The 13,025-nt window shown below is 31.8% G+C and carries 11 protein-coding genes and 1 pseudogene; 3 read left to right on the top strand and 9 right to left on the bottom strand.

Features of this window, described 5'->3' with window-relative positions; translation table 11 throughout:
• Window positions 1–41 precede the first annotated feature (41 nt).
• The 7 genes and pseudogenes from AWE51_RS09355 to AWE51_RS09325 form a co-directional block, all read right to left on the bottom strand.
• Window positions 42–917, bottom strand: coding sequence for a hypothetical protein (locus tag AWE51_RS09355; RefSeq protein ID WP_066312598.1), 876 nt, complete (start codon window positions 915–917; stop codon window positions 42–44).
• A 125-nt stretch (window positions 918–1,042) separates the two neighbouring features.
• Window positions 1,043–1,471, bottom strand: coding sequence for a VOC family protein (locus AWE51_RS09350; RefSeq protein WP_066312596.1), 429 nt, complete (start codon window positions 1,469–1,471; stop codon window positions 1,043–1,045).
• Window positions 1,472–1,563: 92 nt separating this feature from the next.
• Window positions 1,564–2,397 carry a 23S rRNA pseudouridine(2604) synthase RluF gene (gene rluF / locus AWE51_RS09345; RefSeq protein WP_066312594.1) on the bottom strand — a complete coding sequence of 278 codons (834 nt, stop codon included), beginning with the start codon at window positions 2,395–2,397 and terminating at the stop codon, window positions 1,564–1,566.
• Between the two features lie 90 nt (window positions 2,398–2,487).
• Window positions 2,488–3,327: an alpha/beta hydrolase gene (locus tag AWE51_RS09340; RefSeq protein ID WP_066312591.1), complete on the bottom strand. Its 840-nt coding sequence runs from the start codon at window positions 3,325–3,327 to the stop codon at window positions 2,488–2,490.
• A pseudogene (locus AWE51_RS09335) lies at window positions 3,324–3,693 on the bottom strand (cupin domain-containing protein). The gene AWE51_RS09340 and the pseudogene AWE51_RS09335 overlap by 4 nt, the downstream one beginning before the upstream one ends.
• A 13-nt stretch (window positions 3,694–3,706) precedes the next feature.
• The gene (locus AWE51_RS09330; protein ID WP_066312589.1) at window positions 3,707–4,267 is read right to left on the bottom strand and encodes a hypothetical protein; all 561 of its coding nucleotides are present in this window, start codon (window positions 4,265–4,267) and stop codon (window positions 3,707–3,709) included.
• A gap of 38 nt (window positions 4,268–4,305) precedes the next feature.
• Window positions 4,306–5,841, bottom strand: a complete 1,536-nt coding sequence (locus tag AWE51_RS09325) for a helicase HerA-like domain-containing protein (protein ID WP_066312587.1) — start codon at window positions 5,839–5,841, stop codon at window positions 4,306–4,308.
• Between the two features lie 110 nt (window positions 5,842–5,951).
• Between AWE51_RS09325 and AWE51_RS09320 the strand changes: the two genes are divergently transcribed.
• Both AWE51_RS09320 and AWE51_RS09315 read left to right on the top strand, forming a co-directional pair.
• Window positions 5,952–6,395 carry a RidA family protein gene (locus AWE51_RS09320; protein ID WP_066312585.1) on the top strand — a complete coding sequence of 148 codons (444 nt, stop codon included), beginning with the start codon at window positions 5,952–5,954 and terminating at the stop codon, window positions 6,393–6,395.
• A gap of 68 nt (window positions 6,396–6,463) precedes the next feature.
• Entirely contained in the window at window positions 6,464–7,093 is a 630-nt protein-coding gene (locus AWE51_RS09315) for a 7-carboxy-7-deazaguanine synthase QueE (RefSeq protein ID WP_066312581.1), read from the top strand.
• 1,888 nt (window positions 7,094–8,981) lie between these two features.
• On the opposite strand, the gene AWE51_RS09310 is transcribed toward AWE51_RS09315, so the two are convergent.
• Window positions 8,982–9,515, bottom strand: coding sequence for a DUF2911 domain-containing protein (locus AWE51_RS09310; RefSeq protein WP_066312579.1), 534 nt, complete (start codon window positions 9,513–9,515; stop codon window positions 8,982–8,984).
• A gap of 257 nt (window positions 9,516–9,772) precedes the next feature.
• Between AWE51_RS09310 and asnB the strand changes: the two genes are divergently transcribed.
• A complete protein-coding gene (gene asnB / locus AWE51_RS09305; protein WP_066312578.1) occupies window positions 9,773–11,437 on the top strand; it encodes an asparagine synthase B in 1,665 nt (554 codons plus the stop codon).
• A 373-nt stretch (window positions 11,438–11,810) separates the two neighbouring features.
• Here the strand turns inward: asnB and AWE51_RS09300 are convergent, their stop codons facing one another.
• Window positions 11,811–12,980: a M12 family metallopeptidase gene (locus AWE51_RS09300; protein ID WP_066312577.1), complete on the bottom strand. Its 1,170-nt coding sequence runs from the start codon at window positions 12,978–12,980 to the stop codon at window positions 11,811–11,813.
• Window positions 12,981–13,025 lie beyond the last annotated feature (45 nt).

Raw genomic sequence — 13,025 nt, 5'->3', positions numbered from 1 at the left:
ATTGTTTCTGTGTCTAAAAGAAGTGTCGAATACTTTTTTTATCACTTAATATTTCCACCAAGTGCCACATATGCTTCTAAAACATTTTTGATAGCTTTCTTTTCATTTTTGCTAATCGTTCTGGTACTTACATCATCTTTTCCTACAAATCTTATCTTGGCAATTTTACTAGAAGCGATAGCTTTAGTCATTAGCATATCTTCATTTTTTATTACGCGATCTAACCATTCTCTTTTTCCTCCTGATTCTTCTTTAGAATTAAATTCACCAGGCGTATTTTCTTCTAATTCGAATGTCTTCTTATCGGCTATAATTTCTATTCTTTCTATAAATAGCCATTTCTTTTTAGAGAAATAGTTAATAGATATTCCTATCCATGGTTTTTTTTCTTTTTTGCCAATATATGCTTGAATATAATTTTTGGTATTCAATTTGGTTGAAGATTTGTCGGAATACCAAGTGACATCATCATTGATATCGTATTTTTTGTTCATTTTGGCAATTGCGGCTTCTTTCTTTTTTTGTCTCGCTTTTCTTTCTTTCTCTTCTTTTTCGCTTAAACCTTCATTTTTCTCCTCTTCTTCAACCTCGGTATCTTGATCATTTTGAGCACGAGCTGTTTCTAATATTTTGTTCTCTACCCTTTTTAGTAATCTTTTGCCTTTTTTTCCTTCATCAGAATTAGCATACTTTGCAATCAAAGTCTTAAGTTTTTCACGACTTTTAGTGAAATCCGAAGCATCATAATAAACATTGGCCTTTTCTAAAATTTCTGCAGGAGTTAACTCACACTCAGCAATTTCTTTTTTTAGCTTTTCGTTTTCTTTTTTTAGTCTATCAAAATCCGCTTGTGGAACACCACAGCTTACACTAAATAACAACAATAACGTGTAGGTTAATAGGGTAACGTTTTTCATGGTTAGGGAGTATTTATCACTTGATTATGAATATTTTAGCGATTAAATATACTAAAAAAGTGTTAACCTTTGTGATTTTATGTTAAAACCCTAATGTTTTTGTTTGTAAAATGTGGTATATGTAGTTATTTGGCAAAAATTTGTGAAGTATTTTTAAAGGCTTTAAATTCTAAGGCGTTTCCGCATGGATCGTAAAAAAACATTGTGCCTTGTTCTCCGGTTTCTCCTTTAAATCGAATGTAGGGTTCTATTACAAATTTAATTTCTTTTTTAGTTAATTTTTCTGCAAGTGTTTCCCATGTATTCCATTCTAAAATAACTCCGAAATGTGGAACCGGAACGTCTTTACCATCCACAGGGTTGCTGTATGTAGTTTCGTGATCTGATTTGGCTTTATAATGAATGACTAATTGATGACCAAAGAAATTAAAATCTACCCAATGCTGACTAGATCTGCCTTCTTCAAGCTCTAAGATGTCACGATAAAATTGCCTAGCTTTTTTTAAATCATCTACTGGTATGGCTAAATGGAATGGTGAAATTTGTGTGTTCATGCTCTATAATGTAATAAGTAAGAAATTTACTTAATCTATAGAATATGTATTAGTGAATACTTGAAATTGACATTTAATTAACAATTAACCTTTTAACGATCTCGACGTCTTTTATTTCTTGGTTTATGGGTAGTGTGTGTCTTTTTAGGGGTTGAGTTATTAAATCGTGTTTTTCGTTTTGGGGTTTCTAAGATAGACGCTTCTTCTGTTTTACTAGAGTCATCAACATCAGAGTTAAGCACCTTTAATTCTTCGTCACTTAAATAGCGCCATTGGCCAACAGCAACATCTAATGCTACATTCATAATGCGAATTCTTTTTAAGCTAGTAACTTCATATCCTAAATATTCACACATTCTACGAATTTGCCTATTAAGCCCCTGAGTTAAAACAATTCTGAAATTGTATTTGTTTATTTGTTCTACTTCACATTTACGAGTAATTGTATCTAGAATTGGAATACCATTACTCATTCGTTTAATAAATTGAGGACTTATTAGTTTATTAACGGTAACTACATACTCCTTTTCATGATTATTGCGAGCTCTTAGAATTTTATTTACAATATCTCCGTCACTAGTTAAGAAAATAAGGCCTTCACTGGGTTTGTCTAATCTACCAATAGGAAAAATTCGTTTGGGATAATTAATATAGTCTATAATATTATCTTTTTCATTTTGTGCTGTAGTACATACGATTCCAACAGGTTTATTAAAAGCAAGATACACATGTTTTTCTTTAGGTGCACTAATCAATTCACCATCAACATGTACTGTGTCATCCGGACTAACTTTAGTTCCCATTTCGGGAATTTGACCATTTATAGTAACCCTTTTTTGATCGATTAATTTATCGGCTTCGCGACGAGAACAATACCCTACTTCACTTAGGTATTTATTTAATCTGGTAAGTTTAGAATTTTCCACGCACAAAGGTAAATAATATAAAATTATGAATACCTAATTATTGGTTTTTGAATATTAGTACTTTATATAATAACATCAATACGATATTGATTATTTGCTTAAAAAATCCAAAATCATAGTATCGACCTCATTAAAGAAGAGAGAGTGCCCATAATTCTCGGTTGTAATAAAATTAATTCCGCTCCAATTATTCGCTATTCGTTCTGCTTCTGCATAAGGTGCAATGTCATCGTTTTTATCATGAATTAAAAGCCCTTTTTGAGAAATTTTTTTTGCAAATTCAGAAATTGTAAACTCTTCAAAATAATGTCCATGTTTATCCTTAAAATATTGATTTAATGCTTGCATGAATTTTTGAGAAAGTTTCAATATTCCTTGATACTGTTTCATAATTCTTGATAAATCTGATGGAGGAGCCAGAATTACTAGCTTATCTATTTCTTGATCAGGATAGGTGTATTGATGAAATATGGTAGTCATGCCACCTACAGAATGACCTATAATGTGATTTGGACGATATAAGGCTATCATTTTTTGAAGACATTCTGTATATAAAGGTACATTTAAGATTTTACCCGATGAATTGCCATGTGCAGGCGCATCAAAAGCGATGATGTTATATCCTTTTTTGTGTAATTTTTGTATAATATTTTTCCAGCGGTGTGTATTACTTTCCCATCCGTGAACCATTAATATTGTTTCCCCAAGACTAGGCCATCTATAGGTTTGAAGACGCAAAGATTCTAGTGATATTAATTCATCTTTGGCATCTTCTAAAAAATCTTCTTGTTCAGGTAATACCTTACCTTTTCTAGGAGTACAAAATAATGTATACGCTTTACGAATTGCTTTTTTAGGGAAAAAAAAGAATAAGAATTGGAAATATTTTCCAATCAAGACGGGTAGATGTTTTTTAAACTTTTCTTTCATTCATTTTCTCGATGTACAGATTCTGGTGTAAATGCAGGTGTGCAAATTGCCAGATATTCGCAAACTGTGTCAAAGGGGTTGGGTATATTGAACCCTAGTGTTTTTTTCAATTTTAATAGATTGACCTGATGATAATATTACAATTTCTCCATCAATAGTGAATTGCTTTTTACCTTTTATAATATAAGTGTACTCATCAAATTCTGGAGTTTGAAACGGCTCACTCCAACCAGGTGGTGCTATCATATGTGCAATACTAATTTTAGAATTACCATCTGTAGCTTTACCAAAATGCTCTTCAATTAATTTACCATCGGTTGTAGGTACCACAAAAGGAGAATCTTGAACTGTATATTTTTTTGCCATCTTCATTTAATTATCATTCCCATTGTAACCAGAAATGTTTAATTCTAGCAGTATCAGGAATATCTGAAATTTCAATTTTTGAATCTGTATTAAACTTAAATTTTTCGGGTAACTCCTTTTTGTCAATAGTAAAATAAGCTTGTAGACTATCCACAAAAATTACAGCAGTACTTAATGTATTATTAATTTTAGAAACATTGTATTGTTCTTTTATATCTTTAAAAGTACTGTTAGAGGATAAACCTGAAGCTGTCTTATATCTAGGGTCTATAACCTGTATATTCCCTATAGTAGAAGAAACGTCTGTGTCTTTCTTAGGTTCAAGAACAAGTAATTTAGCTCCTCCTTTTTCATAAATCTCTATTTCATTTGTGGTGCCTAATAATTTATTATCAGGAGAACTTTTGGCAATAGAATCATTTGCAAAAATAGAATCTAATTTGTTAATAGGGATTTCATTTGTTAATAATCCAATCCTATTGATCGAAATTTCAAAAGGGTTTTGTTTTTTTTCTTTTTGGCAACTTAATATAAGTACTAATGCCAGTGCTGTTTGAAAAATTCTACTTTTCATAATTGATTAAATAATTTGGTTTTATATGTAAACGAAAATTATTTTAATAACTTATTTAGGACTCCTAATGCACCTCTAATAAAAGTTGCACTGGTTAAAACTTTGATAACGGCTTTTTCTGTTGCACTTGTTCTACTTCTTCGAGATCTAGAGCCGGAAGAGGTTTTTTCAAGTTTTTCTCGTTCTTTTTTTGCTGCCGCTTTAGCTTCGTCAGCTTCAGCTTTTTCTATTTTCTCATTTAAAAGTTCATAGGCACTTTCTCTATCAATCTCTTTATTATATTTTGAAGAAAGTTTAGATCTTTTTAATAGGTCTTTTAATTCACTATCGGTTAACACATCCATTCTACTCATGGGTGCTCTTAACATTGTAGCAGCTAGAGGGGTGGGGCGGCCTTTTTCGTCAAGAGCAGATACCAATGCTTCTCCAATCCCTAAGGATGTTAGTATTTCTTTGGTGTCATAATATTTTGAATCCGGGTAATTCTCTGCAGTGAGTTTAATGGCCTTTCTGTCTTTTGCAGTAAAAGCTCTTAGAGCATGTTGTACTTTTAACCCTAGTTGACTTAAAATTCCATCAGGAACATCAGTTGGGTTTTGTGTTACAAAATATAAACCTACTCCTTTAGAGCGTATTAATTTAACAATACTTTCGATTTGATCCATTAGTGCATTCGAAGCTTCTTTAAAAATCAAATGTGCCTCATCCAGAAATATTACCAATTCGGGTCTTCCGCTATCACCTTGCTCAGGAAAAGTACCATATATTTCAGCAAGAAGACTCAACATAAAGGTTGAAAATAACTTTGGTTTATCTTGTATGTCAGTTAACCTGATAATGTTGATCATACCTCTTCCGTTATCATCTAATCTACATAAATCTTGAACATCGAAGGATGTTTCTCCAAAAAATAGATCAGCTCCTTGTTGCTCTAGTTCTACTATTTTTCGCAAGATAGCCCCAGTAGAGGCTGTAGAAATTCGACCATAATCTTTTTCTAATTCTTTTTTTCCTTCTTGTGTAGCAAATTGTAGTACCTTTTTTAGATCTTTTAGGTCTAATAAAGGTAGTTTGTTGTCGTCACAATATTTAAATATGACAGATATAATACCTGCTTGTGTAGTCGTAACATCCAGAATTCTAGATAGTAATACAGGTCCAAATTCACTAACAGTAGCTCTAAGTCTAACACCGTTTTGTTCTGATAACGATAAAATCTCTACCGGAAACCCTTTTGCTTCGAACGGGATTCCAATTTTTTCATGGCGTTCATCGATTTTAGGGTGTCCTGGACTTGCAGCCGCAATACCACTAAGATCTCCTTTTATATCCATTAACAGGACCGGTATTCCTTGATCACTTAAATTTTCTGCTATTACTTGTAACGTTTTAGTTTTTCCTGTACCCGTTGCTCCCGCAATCAAACCATGGCGGTTTAATGTTTTTAATGGCACCTTAACATGAGCATTTGTAACAGTTTCGCCTTCATGCATGGCAGCTCCCATGGTTAAAAAATCACCTTTGGTTTTATAACCTTCATTAATATGATCCAGAAATTCTTGATGGTCACTCATAATAGCTTTAATTTTTGATAAAAATAGGAATCTTAACTTTTCTATAGAAATTATAGTTTACTTTTAATGTAAAATACGTTTAATTTAGAACTTTTAATAGTATTAAGTTTATGAAAAAATTAGTGATGATCATTTGTCTTTTTTTAATGGGTATAGGTTGCAATGCACAGTCAACTGAAGTTACTTTTCATAAAACCCATGAGCCTAAAAAAGAAGGAGCTCCGTTTTCAGACGCAGTTCAAGTAGGTAATTTGTACTTTTTATCAGGACAGGTGGGTATGGATCATACTACCAGGAAATTAGTTGAAGGAGGAATTAAAAACGAAACAAAACAAACGTTAGAAAATATTAAAGCTGTTTTAAACCATCATAGTCTGACTATGAATGATGTAGTTAAGTGTACCGTAATATTGGCAGATATAAATGATTTTTCTGCATTTAATGAAATATATAAAACATATTTTCCTCAGAAACCAGCGCGTACAACTTTTGCTGCAAAAGGTCTTGCTGTAGGAGCAAGTATAGAAATAGAATGTATCGCCGTTAAAAAGTAATACAGCTTTTGTATTGATACTAAAGATTTCAAGAATAATTATTTTATGTTGCGTACCTTTGCGCTCTTATGCAAGAGAGTGTACAAAAATTGGTAAATATTGGAGAAATGCTTCCTTTAATGGAAGAGTTCTATACAATACAAGGAGAGGGATATCATAAAGGAACGGCCGCTTATTTTATTAGAATCGGAGGTTGTGATGTAGGATGTCATTGGTGTGATGTAAAAGAAAGTTGGAATGCAGATTTACATCCTCCTACGCTTACAGAAAAAATAGTTGATAACGCTTTGAAATATAGTAATGTAGTTGTTGTAACAGGAGGAGAGCCCCTTACTTGGGATATGACATTGCTTACTCAAGGACTTAAAAGTAAAGGTGCCCAAACTCATATCGAAACTTCTGGAGCGTATCCTCTTACCGGTGACTGGGATTGGATTTGTCTTTCTCCTAAAAAGGTAAAACGACCTACTAAACAAATTTATGGGGTGGCCAATGAATTAAAATGTATCATTTATAACAAAAGTGATTTTGCATTTGCAGAGGAGCAAGCTGCTAAAGTTTCAGAAGATTGTATATTGTATTTACAACCTGAATGGAGTGTGAGAGATAAAATGATACCTCTTATGGTAGATTTTGTAATGAAGAATCCAAAATGGAGAGTGTCTTTACAGACGCATAAGTACTTAAATATCCCGTAAAAAAAGTAAGGTAAATAACAATATAGAGATTTTGTTGAAAACACAAGTGTTTGATTATAAATACTTTACGGTTTTTCCGTAAGAAATAGAGAAATCTCCCTTAGTTTTTAATGTTAAAAAGTGAGTAATTCCTTACTTAAATTGTTAAAAATTTACATTTTTATTACCAATAATCTTATTCAATAATTATTCTGTCGATTTTCTATCTTTTATTTTAACATTTATTTGGAATAAAAACTAATTGTTGTTAGTTTTAAATAAGTAATTTAAAATCAAGGGGCTATGAAACAATTCTACACTATTTTTGAATCAAATTTCAAAACTTTCGTTAATTTTTTAAGCGAATTACCTGGTGCATCTAGATATGCAATGCGTAAATAATAATAAGATCCTAATATGACATTAGAATTTTAGTATTGCTTAGGCAATTGGTATAGTATAAAGAGAGATTATCATAATTGATAATCTCTCTTTATTTTAATAAACTTCAGAAATTAATATGTTTATTTAAGTATTCTCTATAAAAAAGCATTTAATAAAATAGATTTAGACAGAGTTCCTTAGTTTGCTAAGTATGGTTTTATGTTATAATCCTAAACCAGTGGTCTAATAGTATAGTAATTTAAAATAGACTACGTGAAAAATAATGAGGTGTTTAATTGTCACAATTACTTTCTATTCTGTAAAGTTCATTGTTTTTTATCCTAGTATAATGATATAACATCAAAAACTAAGATTGAAAAGTATGTCAAAAAGGGGGAGAATACCCCTAAAACAGCACTTTTTTAAGTAAGAATTTTCTTATTTTTATTTAGCAACATAAGCTTTTATTATGTTTTTTATCTAAGCTAACATGTTTTATATCTAAAACGATTAAGAGTAAATGTTAATTTTTTTATTGAATTGTAAGATGCAATGTATCTTTGTAAAGCAAATAGTAACAAATTATAAATCAACATATTATGAAACTTTTTTTCGGTATTTTAGTAATTAATGTAAAAGCTTTAAAAAGATTTATTGGAGAATTACCTGCTGCAAGTAGTAATGCAATTCATAGGTAGATTTTACTAGTTTATCTTTTGCTTCTTTATTCTTTAAGAAGCGCTTGTAAATAACAAATTAGGGAATTGATACATAGATAATTTAAGGGAAATTACCCGGTGCATTAAAAAAAACACACATATATAAACTGATATTAAATTAATTAATGTGTTTTGTTTCGAGAAGGACTTTGAAATGCGTTTAGTTAGGGAAATAAATACTTTTGATAATATCTTTTAGTAGTACACTGTACTAATTTTTGTAAAAAATTAAAAACCAATTGATTATGAAGCTATTTTACGGAATAATCACTATAGATATAAAGGCTTTAAAGAAATTTTTGAAACAATTACCAGCAGCATGCAGTAATGCAATTCATAGATGATTTTTATGAATTTGGGATTAAATTGTTGTCAATATTGAAATAAAAGAGATAATATTTTTGGGGAAATTACCCTATTTATCTTTGTAAAAAATAACAATTACTTGTAAATATGATTGTTAGTTTTTGTCACTCTGTGTATGTTATCGATAAAATCTTAAATTATAACTAATTTATATATAAATCATTGACATCATGTTATTAAGATGTTATATTTGTTCAATTAATTAAAAATAAAAATATGGGGCTATTTTACACAAAATTTAGAATTACTTTTAGGATTGTAATGGATTTTTTATCTGAATTACCAGGGGCGTCGAGTCACGCTATTCACAGATAAGATATCTAAGGAAAAAATTGTATTATCATTTGATAATAGTATAATCATTCATTTTGGGCTTGAATGATCATTAGAAATAATAGCTCGGTAACTTAGTTACCGAGCTATCTTTTTATATATACTTACTATAGGTAAAAAGGAACTTCTACACGTGCAGTATCCCACCCCATAACCATGTGGTAACCTTTGTCTACTTTTTTAAAGGCTATAGAAAATACTTCTAAAGCGTCGCCAGAAGCAGCTGGTACTTTTATTCTTGCAACATCTTTGCTTTCGTCATATGTATATGCACCCCATACATCTAGAGTAGAGCTAAGTATAATTGTCCATTCTTTTTCTCCAGGAATAGTAAAAAGTGAATATGTTCCAGCTTTTACTGTTTTGTCTCCCATTTTTACATCTTTAAAGAACTTAATCTCAGTAGCTTCGTCAGCCCCGGTTCTCCAAACCTTGTCAAATTTTACTAATTCTCCAAAGACTTTTCTTCCTTTTTTCTGAGGACGACTATAAACAACTTTAATTGCTGGCGCAGCATTTCTATCTGCTTTAGCATATGTAATATCTGTTGGACTTTTTTGTAATCCAGCAAATTTTTGCGCAGTAATAGTAGATAAACTACCTAATAGCATAATGGCTACAAGTAAGAGTGATTTTTTCATAATAGTGATTTTATTTTAATTATTGACGTAAAGATATAGGCGAACTTACAAGCTAAATGTTAATCGAGTCTATAATTTCTGTTAAATATTAAGAATAACAGATTGATAGTATGTCTTCAAAATTTTAATAAAATAGTTGTTATTCGTTATTAATAATCTTGTTTTAGTTATAATTATTAATTAAAAGATGTTTTAATGTTTAATAAATGTAATCTATATCTCATATTTGAATTCTCAAATAAAAGAAAAAGAAGATTATGTGCGGAATTGTATGTGCTTTTGATTTAAAGCAAGATTCAGAGGTGTTAAGACCTCAATTATTAGAAATGTCAAAAAAAATTCGTCATAGAGGCCCGGATTGGAGCGGTATATATTCAAATACAAATGCAATACTTGCTCATGAGCGTTTAGCAATTGTAGATCCAGTTTCAGGAAAACAACCTTTATTTAGCGAGGATAAAAAGTTAATACTAGCAGCAAACGGAGAAATCTATAACCATAGTGAGTTGCGTGAGCAATTCGAAGGTAAATATAATTTTCAAACAGAATCTGATTGCGAAATCATATTGGCACTTTATAAAGAAAAAGGAGTAGACTTTTTAGATGATCTTAATGGTATTTTTGCTTTTGCTTTATATGATGTAGAAAAAGATATTTATTTAATTTCTAGAGACCATATGGGGATTATTCCATTATATATGGGGTGGGATCAAAACGGAACATTTTATGTAGCATCAGAACTTAAAGCCTTAGAAGGTGTTTGTTCAAAAATTGAATTGTTTCCTCCAGGTCATTATTTATATGGTAACGATAGTGAGTTAAAAAAATGGTATGTTAGAGATTGGTCAGAGTATGAAACAGTAAAAGAAAACCAAACTAGTATAGATGAGCTTAGAGATGCTTTAGAGGCTGCGGTTCATAGACAATTGATGTCTGACGTCCCTTACGGAGTTCTTTTGTCAGGAGGATTAGATTCTTCTGTAACTTCTGCGATAGCAAAGAAGTATTCAGAAAAAAGAATAGAGTCTGGAGATACTAAAGAAGCTTGGTGGCCTCAATTGCATTCCTTTTCTGTGGGGTTAGAAGGATCTCCAGATTTAGCTGCGGCACAAAAAGTAGCTGACCATATAGGTACTGTACATCATGAAATAAAATTCACAATACAAGAAGGATTAGATGCGATTAAAGATGTGATTTATAATTTAGAAACCTATGATATCACAACTATTAGAGCGTCTACGCCAATGTATCTTATGGCAAGAGTGATTAAGTCAATGGGCGTGAAAATGGTACTATCCGGCGAAGGTGCAGATGAAATTTTTGGGGGTTACCTTTATTTTCATAAAGCTCCTAATGCACAAGAATTTCATGAAGAAACAGTACGTAAATTAGATAAACTACATATGTACGATTGTTTACGAGCTAATAAGTCATTGGCTGCTTGGGGTATTGAAGGACGTGTGCCATTTTTGGATAAAGAATTTATGGATGTAGCAATGCGAATCAATCCTAAGGATAAAATGATCAATGGAGAACGAATGGAAAAATGGGTGATTCGTAAAGCATTTGAGTCTTACTTGCCAGAGAGTGTAGCATGGAGACAAAAAGAGCAGTTCTCTGATGGTGTAGGGTATAGTTGGATAGATACTTTAAAAATGGTGGTAGATAACGAGGTGTCTGATGAACAAATGGCAAATGCACATTTCAGATTCCCGATACAAACACCACAAAACAAAGAAGAGTTTTACTATCGTACAATATTCGAAGGACATTTTCCTAGCGATGCAGCAGCTTTAAGTGTGCCGCAAGAACCATCTGTTGCTTGTAGTACTAAAATTGCATTAGAGTGGGATGAAGCCTTTAAAAACATGAATGACCCAAGTGGAAGAGCAGTGGCTAATGTACACGATGAAGCGTATTAAAATATTTAAGATAACCAACAGCCTTTATAGCTGAAAGTTGAGTAAATTGAGAAGTAAAACCCCGAAAAATCTTTCGGGGTTTTCGTTTGTTATGACTTAAATTTAATGTTGTTTAAGTATTTTTATACTTATGGTATTGATGTGTTTTGAATGGTTGGAGTGCAAAACAGCGTCTTTTGTATGTTTTGTCTGCTTGGATTTAAGGGTGGTGAGATAATAGAGAAATTGAAAACAGTTTTTTCATCGCGATAGGAGTAAGTGATAGTGTGAAAAGCAAAGAAATTAAAATTGTTTTAAATCAAAACTTAAGCGTATTAAAAAAGGCTATGGTGAAAACCATAGCCTTAATGTTATAATGAATTTAAAAATGTTCTTAATTAGCACATTGTCCTAAATTAGACCATCTTCCATTACTTTGTAACTCGTATAAGAATCCTTGAAAAGTAACTCGATCTCCAGCTCTATATCTTGTACCTCTATTATATGCGGCTACACCCTCGCAAATATCTTGAGGAGTTGTTGCATCACATTCTTTGATACGATTCCATCTAGAAAAATCTCTTTCATATAAAGAACCTCTGTAGGTTACTCTGTCTCCAACAGTATATTGTCTTCCTCTTACCCATTCGTCAACGCCTTCGCAAGTGTCAGTGTCTCCACCGCCATCACCACCGTCACCACCTGGGTATAATTGGTTGGTTCCTGCAATATCACCAGCAGATAATCTTGATCTAAACGGTATACGACTACCGTCTAATTCTAACATTACCGGTTGTCCATTTTTAGAAAATGTGAAACTACTATAGATCATAATAGATTCTACATCAAATCTTCCTGGATTTACTGAGTTGTTATCCACTCTAAATTGGCTAATAGCTCCATCTTGAATATTTTCTGGAAAAATTCGAACAAATTGATCCCTGTCACTACGATTTTGCTCATGTAAATACCCTAAAGTATGCCCGATTTCGTGTGTCATTACTCCAAACCCAGTTCTTACTCCCATATTGATAGTACCACGAGTACCCTGAACTCCAAGAGATGCAGAGGCACAATTACATTGAGCACCACTGTTACGGATTGTTACATAAAAACTTTCATTAGTTCTTTCTTTGAAACGAATATTAGTTTTGTTTTTCCATTCATCCATAGCATCAAAAGTAACTTGACGTTGATTACTTGATAAACTGTTGTCTAGAACATAAATAATGGTATTGTTGGGCCATTTTCTAACACCTCCAGCTAATCCTAACTTAGGATCTGAACTTAAACCTGCGCCTGGTTCTGGATTCGCGTCATACGCTACTATTTCATCAGAAAGTTGAGCTGAGTCAAATAAAACATCTCCAAATTTAAAAGTATTGTTTCCTATGTCTTCAACCTGTATTAGGTCTCCTTTAAAATATTTGTCAACAAGTTGTTCTTGTTCTCCGCCTGTTTCTTCTGGTAAGTCTTCAATACTCTCATTAGAACAAGAGGTAAAGAAAAGTCCCAAACTTAATGCTGAAACTTTAGCAAGATTAATAAGATTTTTAGTTTTCATTTTTTAAATTAATTGTTTTGAGTTTGTAAATTATTTCAGTGCTGA

The sequence above is a fragment of the Aquimarina aggregata genome, from assembly GCF_001632745.1.
Lineage (GTDB): Bacteria > Bacteroidota > Bacteroidia > Flavobacteriales > Flavobacteriaceae > Aquimarina > Aquimarina aggregata.
Note: the sequence above shows the minus strand (reverse complement) of the source record. Positions and strands in the feature narration are given on the sequence as shown.